The 24429-nt window shown below is 34.8% G+C and carries 20 protein-coding genes, 6 tRNA genes, 2 rRNA genes and 1 pseudogene; 9 read left to right on the top strand and 20 right to left on the bottom strand.

Going from position 1 to position 24429, the window contains the following annotated elements:
• Positions 1–15 precede the first annotated feature (15 nt).
• The 6 genes from CLU81_RS18720 (at position 16) to CLU81_RS18745 (ending at position 3836) form a co-directional block, all read left to right on the top strand.
• A tRNA-Ile gene (locus CLU81_RS18720) sits at positions 16–89 on the top strand.
• Positions 90–248: 159 nt separating this feature from the next.
• Positions 249–322: transfer RNA gene (locus CLU81_RS18725), tRNA-Ala, on the top strand.
• Positions 323–458: 136 nt separating this feature from the next.
• A 23S ribosomal RNA gene (locus CLU81_RS18730) occupies positions 459–3340 on the top strand.
• Positions 3341–3493: 153 nt separating this feature from the next.
• Positions 3494–3603: ribosomal RNA gene (gene rrf / locus CLU81_RS18735) — 5S ribosomal RNA — on the top strand.
• 66 nt (positions 3604–3669) lie between these two features.
• A tRNA-Phe gene (locus tag CLU81_RS18740) sits at positions 3670–3742 on the top strand.
• Between the two features lie 8 nt (positions 3743–3750).
• A tRNA-Leu gene (locus CLU81_RS18745) sits at positions 3751–3836 on the top strand.
• Positions 3837–4037: 201 nt separating this feature from the next.
• Here CLU81_RS18745 and CLU81_RS27155 read toward each other — a convergent pair.
• Together CLU81_RS27155 and CLU81_RS27320 are read right to left on the bottom strand one after the other, a co-directional pair.
• Positions 4038–4397 (bottom strand): OmpA family protein, encoded by a 360-nt coding sequence (locus CLU81_RS27155; RefSeq protein ID WP_233209733.1) that lies wholly within the window; start codon positions 4395–4397, stop codon positions 4038–4040.
• A gap of 57 nt (positions 4398–4454) precedes the next feature.
• Positions 4455–4844, bottom strand: a pseudogene (locus tag CLU81_RS27320) (carboxypeptidase-like regulatory domain-containing protein); the annotation flags it as partial.
• 84 nt (positions 4845–4928) lie between these two features.
• Between CLU81_RS27320 and CLU81_RS18755 the strand changes: the two are divergent.
• A complete protein-coding gene (locus CLU81_RS18755) occupies positions 4929–5231 on the top strand; it encodes a transposase (RefSeq protein WP_099707978.1) in 303 nt (100 codons plus the stop codon).
• Positions 5228–6094, top strand: a complete 867-nt coding sequence (locus CLU81_RS18760; protein WP_233209776.1) for an IS3 family transposase — start codon at positions 5228–5230, stop codon at positions 6092–6094. The genes CLU81_RS18755 and CLU81_RS18760 overlap by 4 nt, the downstream gene beginning before the upstream one ends.
• On the opposite strand, the gene CLU81_RS18765 is transcribed toward CLU81_RS18760, so the two are convergent.
• The 3 genes from CLU81_RS18765 to CLU81_RS18775 all read right to left on the bottom strand — a co-directional run bounded on the left by CLU81_RS18765 (position 6048) and on the right by CLU81_RS18775 (position 10818).
• On the bottom strand, positions 6048–6365 hold the full coding sequence (locus tag CLU81_RS18765) for a hypothetical protein (protein ID WP_099711186.1): 318 nt from the start codon (positions 6363–6365) through the stop codon (positions 6048–6050). The two genes, CLU81_RS18760 and CLU81_RS18765, sit on opposite strands and share 47 nt — an antisense overlap.
• A 465-nt stretch (positions 6366–6830) precedes the next feature.
• Positions 6831–7850 carry a proline-specific peptidase family protein gene (locus CLU81_RS18770; protein ID WP_099711187.1) on the bottom strand — a complete coding sequence of 340 codons (1020 nt, stop codon included), beginning with the start codon at positions 7848–7850 and terminating at the stop codon, positions 6831–6833.
• 253 nt (positions 7851–8103) lie between these two features.
• The gene (locus CLU81_RS18775) at positions 8104–10818 is read right to left on the bottom strand and encodes a S8 family serine peptidase (protein WP_099711188.1); all 2715 of its coding nucleotides are present in this window, start codon (positions 10816–10818) and stop codon (positions 8104–8106) included.
• A 575-nt stretch (positions 10819–11393) separates the two neighbouring features.
• On the opposite strand from CLU81_RS18775, the gene CLU81_RS18780 reads away from it, so the two are divergent.
• Positions 11394–12224: a M57 family metalloprotease gene (locus tag CLU81_RS18780; RefSeq protein WP_099711189.1), complete on the top strand. Its 831-nt coding sequence runs from the start codon at positions 11394–11396 to the stop codon at positions 12222–12224.
• A gap of 198 nt (positions 12225–12422) precedes the next feature.
• On the opposite strand, the gene CLU81_RS18785 is transcribed toward CLU81_RS18780, so the two are convergent.
• The 15 genes from CLU81_RS18785 to CLU81_RS18855 form a co-directional block, all read right to left on the bottom strand.
• A tRNA-Ser gene (locus CLU81_RS18785) sits at positions 12423–12510 on the bottom strand.
• 139 nt (positions 12511–12649) lie between these two features.
• Positions 12650–12737 (bottom strand) — tRNA-Ser (locus tag CLU81_RS18790).
• Between the two features lie 149 nt (positions 12738–12886).
• Positions 12887–13276, bottom strand: coding sequence for an acyl-CoA thioesterase (locus tag CLU81_RS18795; RefSeq protein ID WP_099711190.1), 390 nt, complete (start codon positions 13274–13276; stop codon positions 12887–12889).
• A gap of 1 nt (position 13277) precedes the next feature.
• The gene (gene ribB, locus CLU81_RS18800; protein WP_199174578.1) at positions 13278–14411 is read right to left on the bottom strand and encodes a 3,4-dihydroxy-2-butanone-4-phosphate synthase; all 1134 of its coding nucleotides are present in this window, start codon (positions 14409–14411) and stop codon (positions 13278–13280) included.
• A 2-nt stretch (positions 14412–14413) separates the two neighbouring features.
• The gene (locus CLU81_RS18805) at positions 14414–15874 is read right to left on the bottom strand and encodes an LptF/LptG family permease (RefSeq protein ID WP_099711192.1); all 1461 of its coding nucleotides are present in this window, start codon (positions 15872–15874) and stop codon (positions 14414–14416) included.
• A gap of 7 nt (positions 15875–15881) precedes the next feature.
• Positions 15882–16574, bottom strand: coding sequence for an outer membrane lipoprotein carrier protein LolA (locus CLU81_RS18810; protein WP_099712806.1), 693 nt, complete (start codon positions 16572–16574; stop codon positions 15882–15884).
• A gap of 7 nt (positions 16575–16581) precedes the next feature.
• Positions 16582–19029, bottom strand: coding sequence for a DNA translocase FtsK (locus tag CLU81_RS18815; RefSeq protein WP_099711193.1), 2448 nt, complete (start codon positions 19027–19029; stop codon positions 16582–16584).
• A gap of 18 nt (positions 19030–19047) precedes the next feature.
• Positions 19048–19422, bottom strand: a complete 375-nt coding sequence (locus CLU81_RS18820; RefSeq protein ID WP_099711194.1) for a diacylglycerol kinase — start codon at positions 19420–19422, stop codon at positions 19048–19050.
• Between the two features lie 9 nt (positions 19423–19431).
• Positions 19432–19929: a thiol peroxidase gene (gene tpx, locus CLU81_RS18825; protein ID WP_099711195.1), complete on the bottom strand. Its 498-nt coding sequence runs from the start codon at positions 19927–19929 to the stop codon at positions 19432–19434.
• 341 nt (positions 19930–20270) lie between these two features.
• Positions 20271–20528 (bottom strand): hypothetical protein, encoded by a 258-nt coding sequence (locus CLU81_RS18830; protein WP_017495510.1) that lies wholly within the window; start codon positions 20526–20528, stop codon positions 20271–20273.
• Between the two features lie 103 nt (positions 20529–20631).
• The gene (locus tag CLU81_RS18835; protein ID WP_007805605.1) at positions 20632–20940 is read right to left on the bottom strand and encodes a co-chaperone YbbN; all 309 of its coding nucleotides are present in this window, start codon (positions 20938–20940) and stop codon (positions 20632–20634) included.
• Positions 20941–21113: 173 nt separating this feature from the next.
• Positions 21114–21752 carry a peroxiredoxin gene (locus CLU81_RS18840; protein WP_065450690.1) on the bottom strand — a complete coding sequence of 213 codons (639 nt, stop codon included), beginning with the start codon at positions 21750–21752 and terminating at the stop codon, positions 21114–21116.
• Between the two features lie 125 nt (positions 21753–21877).
• Entirely contained in the window at positions 21878–23485 is a 1608-nt protein-coding gene (locus tag CLU81_RS18845; RefSeq protein ID WP_369804800.1) for a glycoside hydrolase family 3 protein, read from the bottom strand.
• A gap of 8 nt (positions 23486–23493) precedes the next feature.
• Complete coding sequence (locus tag CLU81_RS18850) at positions 23494–23943, bottom strand: GNAT family N-acetyltransferase (protein WP_099711197.1); 450 nt, start codon at positions 23941–23943, stop codon at positions 23494–23496.
• A 134-nt stretch (positions 23944–24077) separates the two neighbouring features.
• Positions 24078–24419: a hypothetical protein gene (locus tag CLU81_RS18855; protein WP_099711198.1), complete on the bottom strand. Its 342-nt coding sequence runs from the start codon at positions 24417–24419 to the stop codon at positions 24078–24080.
• Positions 24420–24429 lie beyond the last annotated feature (10 nt).

Below are 24429 nucleotides of genomic sequence, written 5' to 3' on the forward strand. Positions count from 1 at the left end.
TTTTAAGTAAAACAGAGTCTCGTAGCTCAGCTGGTTAGAGTACTACACTGATAATGTAGGGGTCGGCAGTTCGAGTCTGCCCGGGACTACTTTTTAAATTGTTAATTATAAATTATGAATTGTAAATTATAAGAAGCAAATAAATTAAAAAGACTGTATGCTTAGAAAAAGGAAATTTTAGAAGTTGAAAGATTTAGGATCAAAAGTTCATAATTTTTAATTCACGATTTTTAATTTTTAATTAAAAAGGGGGATTAGCTCAGCTGGCTAGAGCGCCTGCCTTGCACGCAGGAGGTCAACGGTTCGACTCCGTTATTCTCCACTGATTTACTGTGAAGATAGTAAATAAAAGTTCATTGACATATTGAGATAAGAAAATAATAAAAAGTAGAAAGCGTTTTTTACAATTTATTGTAAAAAGCAAAAAAAAACGGTCATAATTAATTTTATGATTGGTACAATAAGCAAAATAAGGGCGTATGGGGGATGCCTAGGCTCTCAGAGGCGATGAAAGGCGTGATAAGCTGCGAAAAGCTACGGGGACGGGCACACACCGATTGATCCGTAGATACCTGAATGGGGCAACCCACTATGTTGAAGACATAGTACACCGATAGGTGGGCAAACCCGCTGAACTGAAACATCTAAGTAGGCGGAGGAGAAGAAAACAAAAGTGATTCCGTAAGTAGTGGCGAGCGAACGCGGATTAGCCCAAACCAATGATGTTACGGCATTGTTGGGGTTGTAGGACCACGACATTTTATGTACAAGGAACCGGAAGTTACTGGAAAGTGACACCATAGAGGGTGATAGTCCCGTATGGGTAACAAGTATAATAGATAGTGGTATCCTGAGTAGGGCGGGGCACGTGAAACCCTGTCTGAATTTGGCGGGACCATCCGCTAAGGCTAAATACTCCTGAGAGACCGATAGTGAACCAGTACCGTGAGGGAAAGGTGAAAAGAACCGTGAATAACGGAGTGAAATAGATCCTGAAACCATACGCTTACAAGCGGTCGGAGCCCTTTCGTGGGGTGACGGCGTGCCTTTTGCATAATGAGCCTACGAGTTAACGTTGCTGGCAAGGTTAAGTGGTTAAGCCACGGATCCGTAGCGAAAGCGAGTCTGAATAGGGCGCTTTAGTCAGTAGTGTTAGACGCGAAACCGTGTGATCTACCCATGGGCAGGTTGAAGCTGTGGTAACACACAGTGGAGGACCGAACCGGTTGACGTTGAAAAGTCTTCGGATGACCTGTGGGTAGGGGTGAAAGGCCAATCAAACTCGGAAATAGCTCGTACTCCCCGAAATGCATTTAGGTGCAGCGTTATGCATAAAGTTATATAGAGGTAGAGCTACTGATTGGATGCGGGGGCTTCACCGCCTACCAATTCCTGACAAACTCCGAATGCTATATAATGTTTCATAACAGTGAGGGCTTGGGTGCTAAGGTCCAAGTCCGAGAGGGAAAGAACCCAGACCATCAGCTAAGGTCCCCAAATATACGCTAAGTTGAAAGAACGAGGTTTGTCTGCCCAGACAGCTAGGATGTTGGCTTGGAAGCAGCCATTCATTTAAAGAGTGCGTAACAGCTCACTAGTCGAGCGGACGAGCATGGATAATAATCGGGCATAAGCGTATTACCGAAGCTATGGATTTACAGTTTACTGTAAGTGGTAGGGGAGCATTCTAACAGGGTTGAAGGTGTATCGTAAGGTATGCTGGACTGGTTAGAAAAGAAAATGTAGGCATAAGTAACGATAATGCGGGCGAGAAACCCGCACACCGAAAAACTAAGGTTTCCACAGCTATGCTAATCAGCTGTGGGTTAGTCTGGTCCTAAGGCGAACCCGAAAGGGACAGTCGATGGCTAACGGGTTAATATTCCCGTACTACTAATTACTGTGATGGGGTGACGGAGTGATGAAAGCGCCGCGAACTGACGGAATAGTTCGTTGAAGTACCTACCTATAAGATCTGCAGGCAAATCCACAGATCTTGGGGAAATACGATAGTACTCGGAGTCTTCGGACAAAGAGATAGTGCGCCTAAGGGCTTCCAAGAAAAACCTCTAAACTTCAGGTAATTAGTACCAGTACCGTAAACCGACACAGGTAGTTGAGGAGAGAATCCTAAGGTGCTCGAGAGATTCATGGCTAAGGAATTAGGCAAAATAGACCTGTAACTTCGGGAGAAAGGTCGCCAGCGCAAGCTGGCCGCAGTGAAGAGGTCCAGGCGACTGTTTATCAAAAACACAGGGCTCTGCAAAATCGTAAGATGAAGTATAGGGCCTGACACCTGCCCGGTGCTGGAAGGTTAAGAGGAGATGTTATCTTCGGAGAAGCATTGAATTGAAGCCCCAGTAAACGGCGGCCGTAACTATAACGGTCCTAAGGTAGCGAAATTCCTTGTCGGGTAAGTTCCGACCTGCACGAATGGTGTAACGATCTGGACACTGTCTCAGCCATGAGCTCGGTGAAATTGTAGTAACGGTGAAGATGCCGTTTACCCGCAGTGGGACGAAAAGACCCTGTGCACCTTTACTATAGCTTAGTATTGACCTTGGATAAATGATGTGTAGGATAGGTTGGAGACTGTGAAGTGGCGTCGCCAGGCGTTGTGGAGTCATTGTTGAAATACAACCCTTTGTTTATCTGAGGCCTAACCCCATATTGTGGGGGACATTGCTTGGTGGGTAGTTTGACTGGGGTGGTCGCCTCCAAAAGAGTAACGGAGGCTTCTAAAGGTTCCCTCAGTACGCTTGGTAACCGTGCGTAGAGTGCAATGGCATAAGGGAGCTTGACTGAGAGACATACAGGTCGATCAGGTACGAAAGTAGAGCATAGTGATCCGGTGGTTCCGCATGGAAGGGCCATCGCTCAAAGGATAAAAGGTACGCCGGGGATAACAGGCTGATCTCCCCCAAGAGCTCATATCGACGGGGGGGTTTGGCACCTCGATGTCGGCTCGTCACATCCTGGGGCTGGAGAAGGTCCCAAGGGTTGGGCTGTTCGCCCATTAAAGTGGCACGCGAGCTGGGTTCAGAACGTCGTGAGACAGTTCGGTCTCTATCTACTGTGGGCGTTAGAAATTTGAGTGGATCTGATTCTAGTACGAGAGGACCGAATTGGACAAACCTCTAGTGTATCTGTTGTCCCGCCAGGGGCACCGCAGAGTAGCTACGTTTGGAAGGGATAAGCGCTGAAAGCATATAAGCGCGAAACCCACCACAAGATGAGATTTCTTTTAAGGATCGTGGAAGATGACCACGTTGATAGGCTATAGATGTAAAGGCAGTAATGTCATAGTCGAGTAGTACTAATAATCCGTAAGCTTATGTACACCCTTTTCCCGCACTGCAAGGTGCGGGGAGAAACTTTCTAAATACTTTTATGTTTCTTTATCTCAGTATGTTAAGATATTCTTTAATTGATAATTAACAATTTATAATTGACAATTAACAATTAAAAAGTTGCCTAAAGCAACTAACGACCTTAAGGTGGTTATTGCGGCGGGGCTCACCTCTTCCCATCCCGAACAGAGTAGTTAAGCCCGCCTGCGCAGATGGTACTGCAGTTATGTGGGAGAGTATGTCGTCGCCTTTCTTTAGAAAACCCTATCCAATAGATAGGGTTTTTTATTCTTAATTCGCGTATTTATGTGAATTATATGGTACCTTAGCTCAGATGGTAGAGCAATGGACTGAAAATCCATGTGTCCCTGGTTCGATCCCTGGAGGTACCACTACTAATGCTCGGATGGTGAAATTGGTAGACACGCTGGACTTAAAATCCAGTGAACAGCAATGTTCGTGCGGGTTCAAGTCCCGCTCTGAGTACTAAAACTTCAATTGGCAAATGCTAGTTGGAGTTTTTTTTTATGAAATAAAGTCTGGTTTTAAGCTTTTTTGAGTTGCTCTTACTCTTAAATTAGCTCCTTTTATAAGGAAATAGCTTTATAGATCTTATTTTTCTGTAATAAAACACTAATTACAGATAAAAAAAAGATTATTTCATTAGAGAACGGCATTAAACCTTGGTTACATCTTAGTAATAATAAATTCGCTTCGTCTGTTCATTTGATGCTGTGCTTCGGTGCAAGGAACTCCGTTTGAACAGTTATTTATAAGTTGCGTTTCTCCATAACCAATAGCACTTTCGATTCTTTCCGGAGCAATTCCTTGTGAGATAATATAATCTCTTGTTGCTTTGGCTCTTCGGTCAGAAAGTTCAAGATTGTATTGATCCTTGGCTCTTGAATCCGTGTGAGATTCAATTTTAATAACTACACTTGGATATTGACTCATTAATAAAACAACTTTATTTAATTCTATTGCAGCGTCATACCGAATTACTGATTTATCCAGATCAAAGAAAATGATTCCAATTTTTATTTTCAACAAACCATCTTTTCTTTCTATAAGAGAAGGATCAAGACCAATAGGAACTTGGGTTATTCCAGAATTTTCTGGAGTAATAATAGCTTTGGTGCTTGTTGTAAAATTATCTTTTGCTGCTTCAATTGTATAAGGTGTATTACAATTAATATTTTCCCCGAATTCAAATTTTCCATCTATTTTAGAAACAATTTCGTCGACTTTTTGATTTTCATTATTTTTGAGGGTTACAATTGCACCGGCAATTTTATTGTTAGATATAGCATCAAAAACATAACCTTCGATAGCTTGTGTACAACTTCTTTCGAAAGAATAAATATCGTCGTCACCCTTTCCTGTCTTTCTGTTCGAGCAAACAAAACCTTTGTTGGTATCTTCGTTTACTATATAACCAAAATCATCTCTGTTGCTATTTAATGGTGCACCAAGATTATTTGGTGAATCGAAAATGCCGTCGTTTAATCGGTGGAGTTGCTACATTTACTGGGACATAAATTTTAAGACTGTTTAAATAAAAATAAATATCTTAGAATTATGAAAAAACGAGTTTACAGTGCTGAGTTTAAATCATCAGCAGTACGATTAAGTTACGAGCGAGAAAACATCAAAGAATTAGCAGATGAACTAGGCGTCCAGGTAGAGCGTATTTATAAATGGAGGTCTTCTCAAAAAACATTTACTAATCTACAACCAATTATTTCTAAAAAGACAGAGATAGATTCTTTAGAAGTAAAACAATTACGAAAAGCCCTTAAAGAAAAAGAATTAGAGCTTGAGATATTAAAAAAGGCCGTTCACATCTTTTCCAAGAGCGATGGGAAATCTACCAATTTATAGTCAGCTATAAACATTTATATCCTATTGAAAAGATGTGCAGCGTTTTAAAAGTAAGCCGAAGTAGTTATTATAGATGGTTCAGTGGCGGTCCTTCTAATAGATTTATAGAAAATAGTCTATTTACAGATTTAATAAAAGAAGTTTTTGATCTAAGCAGTCAAACTTACGGAAGTCCCAGAATAGCGGAACAGCTAAAAAGAAAAGGATATAAAATATCCAAAAGGAAAGTTGCTAAATTGATGCTTCTTAATGGCTGGAGAAGTAAACTTAAAAGACGCTTTAAAGTAACCACAGATTCTAATCATCGATATCCAGTGTGCAGTAATCATCTCAATAGAAATTTTACACCAAAATCACTTAATGAGGTTTGGGTGTCTGATATAACCTATATAAGAACAGCTGCCGGCTGGTTATATCTTACTACTATTATTGATTTATATGACAGGCAGGTTATAGGATGGTCATTAAGCACACGAATGTATACCGATCAAACGATTATTCCAGCTTGGAAAATGGCAGTATCAAAAAGAGAAATAACAGAATCTTTACTTTTTCATTCAGATAGAGGAATACAATATGCTTCGATAGAATTCAGAAAATTGATTAATAAAAATACTTTAATCACTCAAAGTATGAGTAGAAAAGCTAATTGTTGGGATAATGCTGTAGCTGAAAGTTTTTTCAAGACCCTTAAAGCAGAACTTATCTATCAGCATAAATTCACAACCATTGAAGAAGCTAAATTAGCAGTCTTTGAATATATAGAAGTATGGTATAATAGAAAACGTCTGCATTCTTCTTTGGGATATAAAACACCTAAAGAAATGGAACTAGAATTTTATAAAATAGAAAGTGTAGCATAGGTCTTAGAAAATTTGTCCGACTTTTTGTTGCAAGTCCAAATACGTTGGGAGCTCCTTCTGGTGCGCTAATTTCTTTAGGCCATTCTATAGGATCAGAATCTTTTATAGTAGGAGCAACTTTACCAACTTTTTGATAAGGTTCTATAGGAAGAACAGTTCTATCTGGCCAATTTTGATCAGATGATTTTTCCTGAGCCTGAATTGAGTTAGTAAAAAGCACATTAATAAATAGCAAAAACACTATTCTCAAGAGTAAAGAATTAATTTTCATGATTATATTTTTATAGTTGAAAAAGAACTGAATAATATATATGATGAATACTAATGTTAACCGATAAATGAAATTTACTCAGTGAACACTTGAAGAGATTGTGATTATTTGCTTAAGGGAGTTTTAAAATTAGGAAAAAAAAGAACTGACCTTTAAAATTGTAAGTAGTAAATGGTTGCAAATTATAACTTGCAACATTGTTTTAATAATCCTTTAATAGATTTCATGACTTTATTCTTCACAACTTATATTGAATTTTAATTTAATTATGAGGAAGTAATTCTGTATTTCTACGACATTGTGAAGTTGATCTTTCAAATTGAAATAAGACGAGTCAGATTATAATAGAGCAGAAACGAGAGGAATGAAAAAAATGAAAACTAAAAAAAACACCTGCAAAAAACTTTTTACAGGTGTTTTATTAAATACTATTCCGGACTAGCCAAAATGATTTTAAACTTGATTTTAAAACTTTTCGGAATCTACATCATTTACAAATTGAATTACACCATTCATAAAAACCTTTTGATCGTCCCACATTGCTAAATGGCTTCCATTTGGACAAAATAAATATCTTCCTTTTTGAACCAATTTGCTTTGTTCTTCCATCGCTTTTGGATCCATCGTATCGTATTTGGCTCCAATCATTAAGGTTGGAATTTTAAGTTCGTGTAAACGGTTTTTAATATCCCATTTAGCTAAACGACCGCTAATTCCAAATTCACTTGGTCCTTGCATTAAAGTATAGATTTCTCCATTGATATGTTTGCTGGCACGGTTTAATCCATCTGGCCATTCATTTAATCGGCACAAATGTTTTTTGTAGAAATTAGGAATCAATAACTCCATATAACGAGGATTACTAAAATCTTTTTTAGCTTCTAATGCTCTGATTTCGGCTAGAATTTCCGGTTTCATTTGTTTTGCTAGTACTTCATCTGCGTATTTTCCATATTCCGGCGCACTGGCAACCATATTTGCAACCAATAAACCTTTTAAATTTTGCTGATATTTTAAGGCATATTCCATTGCAAGTATTCCGCCCCAGGAATTTCCTAAAACATAAAAATTGTCTTTATCTGCTCCAATAGCTTTACGAACTTGTTCAACTTCTTCAACAAAACGTTCCGTTGTCCATAATGTACTGTCTTTTGGCTGATCGCTGTAATAAGATCCCAGTTGGTCATATTCGTAAAATTCGTAACCTTCACGTTGAAAAAAGGTTTCAAAACATTCCATATATTCATGCGTCATTGCTGGTCCGCCATGCAGCAATAGTATTTTTATTTTTGGATTACTTCCAAATCGTTTTGTCCACACTTTAAATTCCCCGACAGGTGTTTTAATAGGAATCATTTTTACACCAGCCGATTCTACTTCGTTATTTTGATTATAAGAAAAATAATCCTGAAGAGATTTTGATTTCGTTTCATTTTTACAAGAAACAGCAAGTAGAATTACACTTAAGAAGAGAATAGCACGCATATTTTTAGAGTTTGATAATTGGTTTGGAATTTCTTTTCAGATTAAAAATACGAATTTCTTTTATAAGTAAGTATTTGTAACGAACGAAGCTTTTTTTCTTAGCTCGGTTGAGGTTATTGTGTGGAGGATTTTTCTATTTAGATTTTGAGAATTTTAGCTAAATAGGAGGAATGCTTATTTGTTTTCTTGCAGAGGGTTTAATAAATCACAAAAACCTTAATCTGTTATTTATGTGGCTTTTCGTGATAATAGTTTAAAAAACTACAATTTTCCCTGTTTGTGTTTCTCCTAATTTTGTAATTATTTTATAGATATAAATTCCCGAGGCAGTGTTTTTTAGATTGATGTTATTGGTTTTAGAAAGTAGGGGGGAAGTAATAGTATTTTGTCCATTAATATTGTACAAATAGAAAATAGCATTTTCCTCTTTTTTGGCTTCAATGTTTAATTCTCCATTTTTACTCAATATTGTGGGGTGGACAAAAAACAAATCATTGGCTAAATAATTAGCGTCAAGAATTAGAGAACTTACTATATTATTGTTTTCTAAAATTAGATTTATTTTATATTTATTGCTGCCCTTTATCGGAGTAGGATCTAGAAAAGAAAATGTTTTTGAATTGATAGTATTGATTGTGCTAATAATACTTTCGATGTTATTAATTATTTTCACTAACTCAATTTTTTTGATATTGTACAAGCTGAAAAGACTGGCATCAATCTTTACTTTGTTTTCCTCAAAAATTTCTGCCAAAGTTAACTCAAAATAGCAATTTGAGTTTAGAGCATATTGTAATGTTGATTCACTTTTTATGCCTTCGCTATTGTCAAATACAGGAATAACAGTGTAGATTTTTCCATCATTATAGGTATAAGTCGCGTTTGTTGTTTGTTCTTTAAATTCTAAACGATCTCCCGTAAGTTGATAAATATTAAAGGAAGAAACATCAGAAGGTTTGTCCCAATTAATTTCGGTTGTGCCATCACAAACTAAACTGGTATTGATATTCAAATCATAAGAAACAGTGAAGCTGTCAGAGATATAATCAATACTATTAATAGTCATTTTTAATTTTGCTTTCGAAAATTTTTGTTCTGTTGGCGTATAAGTAAATTGTTCGCTATCCAGATTTATATTATTTGTGATAATTTCCCAAGTCTGTCCATTATTATAACTGATAGATAATTGTCCGGAGATACCAGAAAATGAAGAATCCCATTTGAAAGGAGAAATAGTTTTACCATCATAAGGGAAATTATCATTAATAACAGGGTAATTCCATTCAAATTGATTTTTCAATTCATATTCATAAGCTATACTGTATTCCTGTGACGCATTCGAGATATATGAACCACTAACATTGATAGTATAAGATCCAGATGAGGGATTTTCGATAGTGACTTGCTCTACAGTATTAATTTTATCTTTTCCTCTTACGGCTTGTTGATCAGGTACATCGGGATTAAGAATCCATGGTAAGAAAGTGGTGTTGTCAGCCGAAATAACTTCGATGTCTAAATCGTTTACCAAACTTATGTTACTGTTGATTGCAGCGGGTAAATCGTTCCAGACTAATGTAATTTTTAAGTTTTTTGCATTTTCCGGAACGGTAATAGTATGTGAGTTTATTTGATCAGATGTCAAATTACCCGATATAATTCTATTTTCGTTGATCGTTTTCAAACATTTATCAGCATTGATATTACCATAACCATAAGTAAAATCAGGACCTGGATTACCTAAATCTTTGGCACTATTAATTAAAATTGCTTTTGTGAGTGCATTAGTTAGAGAGATATTATTTGTAGACTTATAATGTTGTTTCATAAGCGTAATAATTCCTGTAGCTACTGCTGTAGAATTTGAAGTTCCTTGTGTGCTAAAGGCCACTAATTCGGGTTTTATCCGGCCGTCATAAGCCGGACCTTTCGAAGAAAACGGCATAATTACTTCGTTTTGGTCAATACAACCTAATACGATACTATTTTTGGATTGCTTAAAATTACCGGTAATAGATTTATAACCCTGAAGTCCTGTATTGCCAGAGGAAAAGCAATGTGTCAAATCAGTATTTGAGAATAATTGAGAATCATAAGCATTAGCAAGCGAGCCATAAAAATTCTCAATCTCTGTTCCGTAGGAATGATTTTGAGTGGTGGCGCCTTGTAAAGTCGTTACTTCATCAGGATAAATATTCAAAAAGTCAGACGATAGTATCTTAGCTTTTTGAGCGACTCCTTTTCCTAATGCAGAACTATTTCCTAATCCCGAAACTATAGTTGCCATTGCAGTTGCATGGCTCGATACAATTGTAGATTGTGTCGAAGAAGGAATGTTTTTATTTAAGAGATCAATATCATTTACATCAAAAAAATCATCCTTGATAGCTACAATTTGATTTTCACCTGTTAAAAGAGGAAAATTAGTATTGGCTTTATTTATAGAATTGATAGTAAAATTTTGGTCTATTATTTTAGATTCACTTTTGGGGAGCAGTGCTTCCTGCGAAACAGAAGATACGCTGCTTAAAGATATAATCTCCTCCATAATTTTTTTAGAATCACTTTTTATCATTACAAGATGGTTATCCAGTATTTTAATATCAGAAATGTTCCTTGATTTCAAGTCAATAATTAACGCTGTGACACTATCAGTTGCAATTATATACTGCTTATTTTCCTTATGATTTGAAAAATTGGAAGGTAATTTCCATAAGCTATTAACAGGGAGAGTTTTTTTTAGAAACTGATTAGATTTCAAACTTTCATTTTCAACAATACAGAAAATACCATCTAATTTTTTTACAATCTTGAATTTGTTTTGATGTGCATTTTCTAAAGAGGTAAGATAGTATTTCTCCAATTTTCTTCCGTTTTCTTTCTTGACGTATTGTTTCCATTGATCAGAACTCTGTGAGAAACAGATTGTCGTTATGATAAAAAAGAGAAAAGTAATTTGTTTCTTCATTTACTGTAGATGTTAGGGCAATTGTAAACATTCTTATTAATCGTACTTGAATTGACTATTGCAGCTCTTTTTTACGTCGCAATTGAGATAAAACAAAGATGAAATTGTATTTAATGATTTCAATTTAAATATTTATGCGTTGTAGGTAAATCAAATTTATTAAAATATTTGTAAAAATTTTATGATTTTTTATTTTCTACGCAATCTGCAAAATCTGTATCGTAATATTCTTTTTTTATAGCCCTTTTTGTGTTTTAAATAGTCTCTAAAATCGCAAAATCATTTTTTAACACATCCTGCATTAGATAAAATTTATAAACGATATTATTTAATGTAACAAATTGATTTGTATTGAGTTATTGGTTTTGCTGGGCTTTCCGTAATAATCAAACAATTATTACCAAAAAAGTTACATAAAATTATTTAACAAAAATTGTTAAAATTGTTAAATAGTTAATTTATAAGTATTTTAAGATTAAAAATTATATAAATTTGATGACAAATATTACAATATTTTGTGAAGACCCCCTATTTACCAACTTATTTTAAAAACCCAAATAACCTATTTATTATTTATGAAAAAAATTAAATCAATTTTAGCTCTATCATTTATAGCGCTAACGATTTTGTCCTGTAACAAAGAAGATCAGGCAGATCAATCAAACCAAGCATCTCTTAAAGTAACTCCAGAAGTGTTAAATAAGCTTAGAGCACTTTCATTAAATGCTACAGATGTTCAAGTGATTAAAAACACTAAGTTAGACGGTACCATTGAGGACGCATTCCTTGTAGAAGGAGATATTATCGTTACTCAGGATCAATTAAGTAAAATGGATCTTCATGGAGGTATTACTACAGAGCAATACCGTACTACTAATTTAGTATCTGCTCCAAGAACTATTAAAGTTGTTGGATTAACAGGAACTGGAACAACAGCGTTAAGTACAAATATGCGTGCTGGATTACAAGCGGCTATAAATAGATACAATAATCTAGGATTGTCTATTAACTTCACGCTAACCTTTAGTTCAAGTACTTCAGGTGCAAATATTGTTGTCCGGAGACAAACGGGATCTGCTGGTGGAGTAGCAGGTTTCCCTTCAGGAGGAGCACCTTATAATTCAGTTACTTTATATTCTGGATTAGATACTTATTCAACAGGTGTAAATGCACACGTTTCTGCACACGAAATTGGTCACTGTATTGGTTTACGTCATACAGATTGGTTCAGCCGTCAAAGTTGTGGACAGAATTCAAATGAAGGAACAGCTGGTGTTGGAGCAATTCAAATCCCGGGAACACCTTCTGGATATGATGCGACTTCGTATATGAGAGCATGTTTCGGTTCAAATGAAACTGGAGCATTCAATTCTAACGATATTACAGCTCTTAATTATTTATACTAAAAATTAAATTAAGGGGTCTTTACAAAATATAAGAGGCTGCTTCATAATTATGAAGCAGCCTCTCTTTTTGTTGGATATAAGTGCAATCATTCTATAATCAGGTAAATGCTTTTGAAAAGTAGATCAAAAACAAAAAAGCCTTTAAACATTAAGTTTAAAGGCTTTTGATTTTTAAAGTTTCTTTTGAGAAACTTCTACTGGCGGAGAAAGAGGGATTCGAACCCCCGGACCTGTTACAGTCAACAGTTTTCAAGACTGCCGCATTCGACCGCTCTGCCATTTCTCCAGTATGTTGCAATCGTTTTGTGATTGCGAGTGCAAATATAAGGGGATTTTTCGATTCTGAAAATTTTTTTCGAACTATTTACAAAGAAAATTATATAATAAAAACAAAAAACCCTCAACAATGTTGAGGGTTTAAATACTGGCGGAGAAAGAGGGATTCGAACCCCCGGACCTGTTACAGTCAACAGTTTTCAAGACTGCCGCATTCGACCGCTCTGCCATTTCTCCAGTATGTCGCGATCATTTCGTGATTGCGAGTGCAAATATAGTGCGCTTTTCCGATTATAAAAACTTTTTCAGCGATTTTTTTAAGATAATTTTTAAGTGTCTAATTATCAGTATTTACTAAAACAATATTTTATTGTTAAATAATGTAATTAGTCTAAAATCGGGGTTGGTTTCTTGTTTTCGTCTACTGCAACAAACGAAAAAGTTCCTGAAACTACAGTCTCACGAAGCTCCGAATACATTTGTTCCATGAAAATATCAACATGAATTTTGCAACTTGTTCTTCCTACCGTGACAACTTTTGCTACTAATTCGATTAAAGTTCCTGCTGGAATTGCTTTTTTAAAATCAATTTGACCGGTCGAAATCGTCACTACTTTTTTTCTGCTGAATCTGGTCGCACAAATAAAAGCGACTTCATCCATCAAATGAAGTGCAGTTCCTCCAAATAAAGTGTCATAATGGTTCGTTGTACTCGGAAAAACAGCTTTGAATATATGTGTTTCAGATTTTGTAATTCTTTCTTCTAATGTCGTCATATTAATAGCTTACGTATTCGGTAATTTCAAGTCCGTATCCAATCATTCCGACACGTTTTGTTTGCTCTGTATTTGATACCAATCTAATTTTTGAAATATCAATATCATGCAAAATTTGGGCTCCAATTCCATAATCTTTACTATCAATAATTACTTTTGGAGCTTTCATTGTTCCTTCAGCTTGTAAAGCTTTAAGTTCAGAAATACGGCTTAATAAGTTTACCGCTTGCATATCCTGATTAATGAAAATTACAGCACCTTTTCCGTTTTCATTAATAACTTTAAACATGCCGTCTAATTGTTGTTCAGCATTATTGGTTAAAGTTCCTAATAAATCATTATTTACCTGAGAAGAGTGGATTCTGGTTAAGATTGGTTCTCCAAGATTCCATGTTCCTTTAGTTAGAGCAATATGAATTTGTTTGTTTGTCGTTTGTTCGTAAGCTCTTAATCTAAAAGTTCCAAAACGAGTCTCAATATCAAAATCTTCTTTTTTTACAATCAAACTATCGTGTTGCATTCTGTAAGCAACCAAATCTTCAATAGAGACCAATTTAAGATTGAATTTCTTAGCCACTTTTACCAATTCAGGTAAACGAGACATAGTTCCGTCTTCGTTTAAAATTTCACAGATTACACCAGCAGATTTAAATCCTGCCAATCTTGCAAAATCAATTGCAGCTTCTGTGTGTCCGGTTCTTCTTAAAACTCCACCTTGTTTGGCAACCAAAGGGAAAATATGTCCAGGTCTTGCTAATTCATGTGGCTTCACATTTGAATCTGTCAAAGCCAATACAGTTTTAGCTCTGTCAGCTGCGGAAATTCCGGTAGTTACACCATGTCCTTTTAAATCTACTGAAACCGTAAAAGCAGTTTCCATATGATCCGTATTATTGCTAACCATTGGTCTTAAGTCCAATTCTTTACAACGACTTTCTGTTAGTGGAGCGCAAATTAAACCACGTCCATGAGTAGCCATAAAATTGATCATTTCCGGAGTTACTTTTTCGGCAGCAGCCAAAAAATCACCTTCATTTTCGCGATCTTCATCATCGACTACAATGATAACCCTACCTTGACGAATATCTTCTATAGCTTCTTCAATGGTATTCAATTGTATTTTTGTTGTTGACATAATTATTGTGGATTTTGAGCTGGAAAAAACCGCTCGGAAATTTTTTGAATTAGTTGTGAAATTGGAGTAATAATAGCATCAAAGTTTATTAATCCGTTGTCGTTTGTCGCACGATACGTTAATAATATTGCCAATGGTGATAATACAAACGATGACATCCATGAACCCATAAATGGAGTCATACCGCCTTCTTGCGAAAGTCTTTTTCCAAAAGTGTTGATGAAATGGAAGGTGATAAAGATCAAAACGGCAAAGACAATTGGTAAACCAAGTCCTCCTTTGCGAATAATAGCACCTAATGGAGCGCCAATAAAAAACATTAAGAAACAAGCAAAAGCAATTACAAACTTCTCGTATAAAGCTGTTAAATGTTTGTTGATATCTCGTTGTTTGTCTTTTAAATCTTTTTGAGTCGATTCAATAGAGTAGATGTTGCTGGTTAAATTGCTGCTGGCCATTCTTAAAATTTCTGCCTTTTGTTTGTTTTTATATAACGACAAAAGATCATTTGGCAACGGTTTCTTCTTTTTAGTAGAATCTACTTTTATTGGTATTGCAGATTTTCGAATTCCAACACGTTGATTTATATTTTCTGAAAAAGAAAGAATTTCATTGTTCAGGTTTTTATTTAGAGAGTCAAGAGTGTAGCGCAATTCGCTAACGTTTAACATTGCGTTTGTACCACTTATGCTTTCTTTATCTTCATCGACTTTATTTAATTCAGATAAGTCGATATTGATAATTTGTTTCTTAAACTTGCCTTTTATAAAAGGAAGTTTAGCACGGTCTTCGTATTTTTTCGGAGTAACATCTTGATAGTAGTAACCATCATTTAAAACCAACTTTAAGATACTTGATTTCTCGTTACTGATTAATTTTCCGTCTTTGGCTTTGATAACGGTTTTGTTTTCTCCCATATTATTGGGTTTCTCGTGGATTGTAATTCCAGTCAGAATGTTTCCGTTTTCACCGGATTTTTTGTTCACCTTAATGTTGTAGAAACCAACATCATTAAACTGACCTTCGGCAATTGCCATTGCGGGTTTTGCCTGAGCGATATTTTTACGGAAGTTCGTAAATTTATATTCTGCATATGGAATCACGTTATTGGCGAACCAAAACGCAACAATGCTTAAAAAGAATATGAATATAATCAAAACCCGCATCGCTCTTTGCAATGAAATCCCGGAAGATTTCATTGCGGCGAATTCATAATTCTCGGCTAAATTTCCAAACGTCATAATCGAAGCCAATAAAACCGATAGCGGTAAAACCAGCGGAATAATCCTCGGCATCGAAAATAGCAGGAATTTTAAAACCAATATCAAATCGAGGTCTTTACCCGCAAGTTCTGCGATAAAAAGCCATACGGTTTGAAGTATGAATATGAAAAAAAGGATTACAAATACCGTGGTAAATGTAAGTAAGAATGTTTTTAGTAAGTATTTGTCTAAAATTTTCAACCTTGAATTAATCTAATTTATTGATGTAGTACTTTGGATATTTGCTCGCTACAAAGGTAAATTGATTTTTTGATAAAGGTTGATTGGTTTTAAAAGAATTAACGGTCAAAGTTGTTTTTGTTCCATTTTTTCCAGTTTCAATCAAATTATAGATGTGTTTTGTCTGAACATCAATACCTAAAAGAATCTCTTTTCTTTGATCTTTTGTATTTGTAGGAGCCAATTTGATATATTGAATTTTTCTTCCCTTTACATTTTGAACAATATCCATGTTGTATTTGTATCCGGAATTAAAGAAAGTAAGCATCTTTGATGGCGTAATAGCAGTATCGTCTTTTTCGTTTACTTTAGATATAGTAACTTCTTCATCTTCAGGATTTATGGTGTATGTTTTTTGTCCGTCAAACATCTTAGTAACGCCCATAAAATTCAATACATATTGATTGCCTTTCATTGTTACATTTCCTTTGCTGTCCTGATTGATATTTTCTTTTGCATTATTCAAAGAATATTTAAAGTCGATAACAATGTTGTCATAGCTTTTTATTTTAGAAGTTACTTCGTTCAATAAATCTTTCGCTTTTTTATCCTGAGCTTGAATAGAAGTGAAGCTCAAAAGCAAAATAATTGCCATTTGAAGACACTTTTTAGTCATGTTTGCGATAGAATTGTGGTTGATTTCTTGAATTTTTGTTTTCATGATTGGATTAATTTTGTTCATTATTAAAAAATTGATCAAGAGCACTCAAATCAGATATGTTCACACTTCGTGCTTTACTGCCTTCAAACGGACCAACAATTCCAGCTGATTCCAGCTGATCGATCAAACGACCGGCTCTGTTGTATCCTAATTTTAATTTTCTTTGCAATAATGAAGCTGAACCTTGCTGCGCGTTAACAATAATCTCAGCAGCTTCTCTAAATAAAGTATCTCTTTCGGAAATATCCATATCAAGATTAATGCCAGTTTCTTCTCCAACAAACTCCGGAAGCAAATATGCTGTGGCATAAGCTTTTTGGGAACCAATAAAATCCGTAATTTTTTCGACCTCAGGAGTGTCAATAAATGCACATTGTACACGAACAACATCATTTCCGTTGGTATATAATAAATCTCCACGACCAATTAATTGATCGGCTCCTTGCGTGTCCAGAATAGTTCTCGAGTCAATTTTTGAAGTTACTCTAAAAGCAATTCTGGCAGGGAAATTCGCCTTAATCAAACCTGTAATAACGTTAACAGATGGTCTTTGTGTTGCAATAATCAAGTGAATACCAATTGCACGCGCTAACTGAGCCAAACGAGCAATAGGAATTTCTACCTCTTTTCCGGCAGTCATAATCAAATCGGCAAACTCATCGACAACTAATATAATATAAGGCAGAAAACGATGTCCGGCTTCGGGATTTAGTTTTCTCGCTTTAAATTTTTCGTTGTATTCTTTAATATTACGAACCATTGCGTCTTTCAATAATGAATAACGATTGTCCATTTCAACGCAAAGTGAGTTTAAAGTGTTCACGACTTTTGCATTGTCTGTAATAATAGCGTCTCCAGCATCAGGAAGTTTGGCTAAATAATGTCTTTCTATTTTATTGAACAGCGTAAGTTCTACTTTTTTCGGATCGACCAAAACGAATTTTACTTCGGCTGGATGTTTTTTGTATAAAAGAGAAGTCAGAACCGCATTTAAACCAACAGATTTTCCTTGTCCTGTAGCACCCGCCATCAATAAGTGAGGCATTTTTGCTAAATCGACCACAAAAGTTTCGTTCGAAATTGTTTTTCCTAAAGCAATTGGCAACTCCATTTCGGCTTCCTGAAATTTAGCTGATCCAATAACGCTTTTCATAGAAACCATAGTAGGATTCTTGTTCGGTACCTCAATACCAATTGTTCCTTTTCCTGGAATTGGCGCGATAATACGAATTCCTAATGCAGAAAGTGACAAAGCAATATCATCTTCTAAACTTTTAATTTTAGAGATTCTGATTCCTGCTTCCGGTACAATTTCGTATAAAGTTACAGATGGACCAACGGTCGCTTTAATCTGTGCAATTTCAATTTTATAGTTACGAAGAGTATCTACAATTTTGTTTTTATTTTCTTCTAATTCTTCCTGATTAATCGTGATTCCTCCAGTCGAATATTCTTTTAATAAATCGATCGTTGGAAATTTATAATTCGATAAATCTAAAGTAGGATCAAACAATCCAAAATCTGCAACAAGGCGAGAAGCCAGGTTTTCTTCGATAATATCTTCTTCTTCAGCTTTTTCGATAACAAATTCTTCAGTGTGTACCGGAGCTGTTGTTACAGGATTAATATCCATTTGAAGAGGTTTTAAAACCGGATTTAAATCAATTTCCGAAGAATGATTTATTGTTGGTTTTAAAGCTTCTTTGTTTAATTCGAATTGAGAAACTTCAGTTTTTAAGTGAATATTGTCTAATTCCGGATCTTCTTCAATCGCAAATTCTTCCAGATTGTATGCGCTTTCTGGTTGTTGAGGCGTTTTTATCGAATTTAATTCGGAGTTGAATTCTTTTTTAGTAGAATCAAAATACGACTGAATTTTTTCAGGAGAAAGTTTGATTTTAAAAATCAGATAAACGATTAACCCGAAAAGCAAGGTCAATAAAGTTCCTGTTTTTCCGATGTAATCCTGTAGAAATAAATTTAATTCATAACCAATTGTTCCGCCTAATTCAGGTGCTGAAGTGGCGAAAAATCCAAATAGAACAGAAACAATGATAATAGCAAATAAGTCCCAAAACCATATGTTTTTTAGTTTTTTTAGAGATAATTCTAATGCTAAAAACATTCCGGTAAGGAAAAATAGTCGAACTAATACAAAAGAAGCAATTCCAAATCCTCTATATACGATCAGGTCGGCGAGATAAGCTCCAAATTTTCCGAGCCAGTTCTCTACGATTTCAGTACGGTCGCTAAGCTGGCTAACTGCACTTTGGTCAGCTTGCCATTGTCCGTTGACGTAAAAAGAAATGAATGCAACTAATAATGCAACTGAAAAGAGTATCAAAAGGCATCCCAAAACAAACTTTTGTTGTTTGGTTAATTTCCAGGACTTTATCGTCTCAGCTTTTGGTTCGTTTTTTTTGTCTAAAGTTTCTTTTTTTGTTGTTTTTGCCATTATGGGGTTTCCTATTGCCTATATAAATTTTGGTATATAAATAATCAAGCCTATTGCGATCGCTGTCATTGCGGCAAAAAATACTGCACCAGCGGCAATATCTTTTATAAATCCGATTCGTCTGCTGTAATCAGGATGAATAAAATCAGCTATTTTTTCAACAGCCGTATTCAATCCTTCAACGCTTAAAACTAAGCCGATTGCTAATGTTTGGCAAAGCCATTCGGTTTGCGAAATATGAAAATAAAAACCAGCAATGGTCATGAAAATTCCCAATGAGAATTGAACCATGATACTGTGCTCTGTTTTTATAAGTTTTACAGCACCGTTAAAAGCATAAGTCATGCTTTTAAGACGGCCTGTAACAAAAGTATTGTCTTTTTGAAATTCCATTTATTGGTATTATAGTGCTGCTAAAGCTGCTTCGTAATTTGGTTCGTTTGCGATTTCAGCAACTTGTTCTGTATGAGTAATTTTTCCATCAGCATCAACAACAATGATCGCTCTTGAATGTAAACCAGCCAATGGCCCGTCAACGATTTCTAAACCGTTTGTTTTACCAAACGTACCTTCTTGAAAGTCAGATAAGTTTACAACATTTGCTAATCCTTCAGCACCACAAAAACGTTTTTGAGCAAAAGGTAAATCTCTTGAAATACATAAAACTGTAGTGTTCTCTAAGTTGCTTGCACTTTCGTTGAATTTTCTAACTGAAGTCGCACAAGTTCCTGTATCGATACTTGGGAAAATGTTTAAAACTAATTTTTTTCCTGCGAAATCGCTTAGTGAAGCAACTGATAAATCGTTTTGTACTAATTTGAAATCAGCAAGTTGCGATCCAACTGTTGGTAATTCGCCTGAAGTATGAATTGGATTTCCTCCTAATGTTATTGAAGCCATGATTTTTGTTTAAATTAATGAGGTTCAAAAGTAAGGATTAATATTTGAATCTAAAAGTATTTGTTGTGGGTTGTCGCTACAATTAAGCTAGTAATAAGATAACGAATAATTTGAGGATTTATGTTATCAACGTGATGTTTTGTCTTTGCGAGGAACGAAGCAATATCACTATAGTTTGCGTTTTTATTTTGTAAAGTTTGATTATTGTTAGTGTGGTTGCTTCGTTCCTCGCAATGACTTTGTTTGTGCAGAAAATTGAAAACCAAAAAAAAACGCCTCCTTGGAATGAAAGCGTTTTTTAAGTCATGTTTTTTTTATTTCTTCTTAAGAAAAAGCGTCGATTATTTATCGATAGAACCTAAAACACGTTTCATAAACGCATTCAAAGCTTCTTTTTTATCTGTGCCCTGAACTACCATTTTGTGTACTTCAAGCGCACCGTACATATTTGAAATTAATTCGCCAATTACATCTAATTCTTCATCTTTTAGTGACGGAATTTCAGTCATCGCTTCCAGAACTTCAATCGTTTCAATGATGTAATCCTGATCGTTTTCTTCGATAAATTGGGTCAATTGCTTTATTACGGGTAATTTCATTTTCTAGATTTTAGATTGTTAGACTACTTAGACATTTTAGACTTTTTCAAATTTTTAGAAATATCTAAGTAGTCTAAAAATCTAAGCAAGTCTCATAATCTAATTACGCAATTGCGTTTACCAAGTCGATTAAAACTTCTTGTTTGTTGGTTTGAGTTTCTCCAACTAATTGTCCGTTTACGAAAGTTGCGAATGTTGGCAAGTTGCTTACATTGGCTAATTTTCTTGATTCCGGAGAATTTTCTGCATCAACCAAAACAAAAGTGATAGCTTCATTTTCTGTTGCTAATTTTTTGAATTTTGGTTTCATAATACGGCAATTTCCACACCATGAAGCTGAATATTGTACTACTACTTTTTCGTTTTTAGCAACTAAATCTGCTAACGTATCTTCGTTTAAGTCGATTAACATGTTTTTGTTTTTTGAGGTTCTGAGTTACTTAGATTCTGAGTTGCTAAGTTTTTTAGCTTCTTTGTTTCAGCTTCTTTTGAATAATTTTTGGCAGTAAGATTTTAAGTTACTAAGGCTTTAAGAGAAAATCTTAGAGCCTTAGCATCTTAGTATCTTAGAACCTTTAAAAGGAATTAATTAGCGCTTAAGTACTCAGCAGTACTAATTCTGTCAGCAGACATAGCTTCTTTTCCAGCTTCCCAGTTTGCAGGACAAACTTCACCTTTTTCCTGGATATGAGTATAAGCATCAACCATACGTAAGTATTCGTTTACGTTACGACCTAATGGCATATCGTTAACACTTTCGTGGAAGATTTTTCCAGTTTCGTCAATAAGGTAAGTAGCTCTGTAAGTTACGTTTGAACCTTCGATGATAACTGAGTCAGTTTCTTCGCTGTATTCTGTAGAATCGATATCTAAAATTCCTAAAATGTTAGATAAGTTACGGTTTGTATCCGCTAAGATTGGGTAAGTTACACCTTCAATTCCACCGTTGTTTTTTGGAGTGTTTAACCAAGCAAAGTGTACTTCGTTTGTATCACATGAAGCTCCGATTACGATAGTATTTCTTTTTTCAAATTCTGGTAATGCAGCTTGAAAGGCGTGTAATTCAGTTGGACATACAAAAGTGAAATCTTTTGGGTACCAAAACAATAATACTTTTTTGTTGTTGTTTACTGCTTCTTCAAAGATGTTGATTTTTAAGTTGTCACCCATTTCTGAGATAGCATCTACTGCAATACTTGGGAATTTTTTTCCTACTAAAGACATATTTTTCGTTTTACGTTAAAAATTTATTTCTGGTGCAAAAGTAGGGCATAAGTAGACTTACTTACAATAAGATGTAATTATAAAAATTTATTAAGTGATAGTATTTAGTTATGGTTAGCTGTAACTTATTGAAGTTCAATATTTACGGGTAAGCTTCCGTTGCAAGTAGCATTTTCAAGAAATTGAATTCCTGCAATTTTTTGAAATTCTTCAAAATCCTGATACGCCTGAATTAATCCTGAAGCCTTAGAAAGATTCGGGATTATTGGCAAAACATACGGATTTCCGAAAACATAAACGATACATTTTTTGGTTTGAAGTAATCTTGAAAGTAAATCTAAAACTTCAGTATTAATTTCGAAATTGTTCATTGGTTTTGCCTTTGGAACAAATAATGAAATAATTATGGTTTCGAAATTTTGAAGTTCTTTTTCGATCGAAGAAATGTTTGAAACTTCTAAATTTTCAAAAGCAAATTCCGGAGATTTTAATTCTGAATTTATCGTTTTGAAGAACGTGTTTTCTACATTTTTATACAAACTCAATTTTACTAATTGATTGTTCTTTTGAGATTCAAAAGCTAATTCACTATTAGAATTATCGATAATTTTTGTAATTGAATTTTGAGCAATTTCAAGATTCAGTTTTGATGTTTTTTCGAAATTTAATTCTCCCGAAGTAAAATTAGAATCAGCAATAATTCCAACTTTTTCTTTGGCTTTCATTATTCTGTTGAAACTTTCTTCGATACGTTCCGGCGATGCATTTTTAAGAATTGCTTCAATTCCTTCCGGAACATTTTCGGCAAAGCATAAAACATCATTTCCGGCATTGAAAGCTTCCCATTCCAGTTCACCTTTTGTTTCATACAATTTAGAAACGCTGTGCATGTTTAGCGCATCCGAAATTACCAAACCATCATAACCCAATTGTTTGCGTAAAAGTATTTCAATAATAGGTTTTGATAAAGTTGCCGATGTATCTTTTCCGTCATTTAAACTCGGAACCGCCAAATGTCCAATCATAATCGAATCAACATTATTTTCGATTCCTTTAATGAACGGATATAATTCGTTTTCTAATAATTCTTCTAAAGTTTCCTTTAAAACCGGTAATCCCAAATGCGAATCTACATTCGTGTTTCCGTGTCCGGGAAAGTGTTTCAGACAGCCTAAAACCCCAACTTCAGACATTCCGTTAAGATATTCAACAGCAAAATCAGCAACTTTTTCTTTGTTTTCGCCAAAAGAACGATATCCAATAACGGGATTATTCGGATTGTTATTAATATCTGCCAAAGGCGATAAATTATAATGAATTCCGGCAGCTTTTAAGTCTAAACCAATTTGTTTTCCAACTTCATAAACCAAAGCTGATTTACTTTCCGGCAAAGCGCCAAGCGTAATTGCATACGGATATTGTGGCGTTTTTTCGATACGCATTGCCAAACCCCATTCGGCATCAATACTGATTAAAAGTGGAGTAGAAGCAGCTTTTTGATAACGAACAATTAAGTCTTTGATTTTTTGATAACTATCGTCATTAAAAACAACTTTTTTCTTGCTTTCATAGTTGGTTGCAGCACTGGCACGACTATGAAAAAAAGTCAATCCGCCAATGTTATGTTCTTTTATCAAACGTTCGGTTTCCTGAATGTTTTCTTCGGTATCGTTTATGAAAACTGCAGGAAAAAAGAATTGTCCCACTTTTTGTCTTAATGCTTGTGCTGTCATTTTCATTATTATAAAGTCTTTTTCATACAAACGCTATTATCCATTTTTTCGTAAGGAGGATAATTCGGAATTATAGAATAACCCAGTTTTTGATATAAATTGATTGCTTCCGGTTGGTTTTTTCCGGTTTCGAGAATAGTATAAGTATAACCAACTTCTTTTGCCCAAATTTCTAATTCGGCCAAAACCTGAGATGCAATTCCTCTTTTTCGGAAATCATGATGAACAAACATTCGTTTAATTTCGGTCGTACCACTTTCTTTTTCTCTAAAAGCACCACAACCAACAGGAATGTCGTTTTCATAATAAACGAGAACATGTTTAATCTTATCGGTTTTATTAAACTGATTGTAAAAGTCGTGATCTTCACCGTCTCTAATCGCTAAATCTTTGTCCAACAAAGCAACAAGATTTATAAAGTCGATATCGTCTGAATTGGTTCGTTTTAAAGTACTCATAATTCAAAAAAGTTTAGTAAAAATAAAAGCAAGTTGCCTTATTTTTTTACCATATAAAATATTAAGCTATAAAGATTGGCTTAAATTACTTAATCTCCTGATATAAAAGAAAACTAAGCTTAATTTAAATCCAGTTATTTCAATTTTGCTTTCTTTTGTTTAGCCAATTGTTTTTTGGTTTCAATAGCTTTTTCTAGTCGGTTTTTGAAACGGAAAAGTTTAGGCAAACCTTCAAGTCTGTCTACCAGAGTAATTTCTTCGTAAACGATAATGGCTTTTTCTAAAACTCTAATTTCATTTTCAATATCATTTTCATTTTTATAGATCGTTGCTAATCGATCATAAGGATGATTTCCTTTAAAGCTTTCCTTGACATTTTCCTCATATAACTCAATTGCTTTTTCTAAATTTCCTGTTTTCTCGAACTCAGCTCCTTTCAAGTTGCGTTCGGCCTGCAAATTTTCATTGATTTCCATATGTAAGATG

Origin of the sequence: Flavobacterium sp. 9 (genome assembly GCF_002754195.1) — a bacterium.
Classification (GTDB): domain Bacteria; phylum Bacteroidota; class Bacteroidia; order Flavobacteriales; family Flavobacteriaceae; genus Flavobacterium.

Excerpts from the sequence above, each read along its gene's own strand:
- CLU81_RS18755 (WP_099707978.1), top strand. The coding sequence starts at position 4,929 with ATGAAAAAACGAGTTTACAGTGCTGAGTTTAAATCATCAGCAGTACGA.
- CLU81_RS18765 (WP_099711186.1), bottom strand. The coding sequence starts at position 6,365 with ATGAAAATTAATTCTTTACTCTTGAGAATAGTGTTTTTGCTATTTATT.
- CLU81_RS18770 (WP_099711187.1), bottom strand. The coding sequence starts at position 7,850 with ATGCGTGCTATTCTCTTCTTAAGTGTAATTCTACTTGCTGTTTCTTGT.
- CLU81_RS18775 (WP_099711188.1), bottom strand. The coding sequence starts at position 10,818 with ATGAAGAAACAAATTACTTTTCTCTTTTTTATCATAACGACAATCTGT.
- CLU81_RS18780 (WP_099711189.1), top strand. The coding sequence starts at position 11,394 with ATGAAAAAAATTAAATCAATTTTAGCTCTATCATTTATAGCGCTAACG.
- CLU81_RS18795 (WP_099711190.1), bottom strand. The coding sequence starts at position 13,276 with ATGACGACATTAGAAGAAAGAATTACAAAATCTGAAACACATATATTC.
- ribB (WP_199174578.1), bottom strand. The coding sequence starts at position 14,411 with ATGTCAACAACAAAAATACAATTGAATACCATTGAAGAAGCTATAGAA.
- CLU81_RS18810 (WP_099712806.1), bottom strand. The coding sequence starts at position 16,574 with ATGAAAACAAAAATTCAAGAAATCAACCACAATTCTATCGCAAACATG.
- CLU81_RS18815 (WP_099711193.1), bottom strand. The coding sequence starts at position 19,029 with ATGGCAAAAACAACAAAAAAAGAAACTTTAGACAAAAAAAACGAACCA.
- CLU81_RS18820 (WP_099711194.1), bottom strand. The coding sequence starts at position 19,422 with ATGGAATTTCAAAAAGACAATACTTTTGTTACAGGCCGTCTTAAAAGC.
- tpx (WP_099711195.1), bottom strand. The coding sequence starts at position 19,929 with ATGGCTTCAATAACATTAGGAGGAAATCCAATTCATACTTCAGGCGAA.
- CLU81_RS18830 (WP_017495510.1), bottom strand. The coding sequence starts at position 20,528 with ATGAAATTACCCGTAATAAAGCAATTGACCCAATTTATCGAAGAAAAC.
- CLU81_RS18835 (WP_007805605.1), bottom strand. The coding sequence starts at position 20,940 with ATGTTAATCGACTTAAACGAAGATACGTTAGCAGATTTAGTTGCTAAA.
- CLU81_RS18840 (WP_065450690.1), bottom strand. The coding sequence starts at position 21,752 with ATGTCTTTAGTAGGAAAAAAATTCCCAAGTATTGCAGTAGATGCTATC.
- CLU81_RS18845 (WP_369804800.1), bottom strand. The coding sequence starts at position 23,485 with ATGACAGCACAAGCATTAAGACAAAAAGTGGGACAATTCTTTTTTCCT.
- CLU81_RS18850 (WP_099711197.1), bottom strand. The coding sequence starts at position 23,943 with ATGAGTACTTTAAAACGAACCAATTCAGACGATATCGACTTTATAAAT.
- CLU81_RS18855 (WP_099711198.1), bottom strand. The coding sequence starts at position 24,419 with ATGGAAATCAATGAAAATTTGCAGGCCGAACGCAACTTGAAAGGAGCT.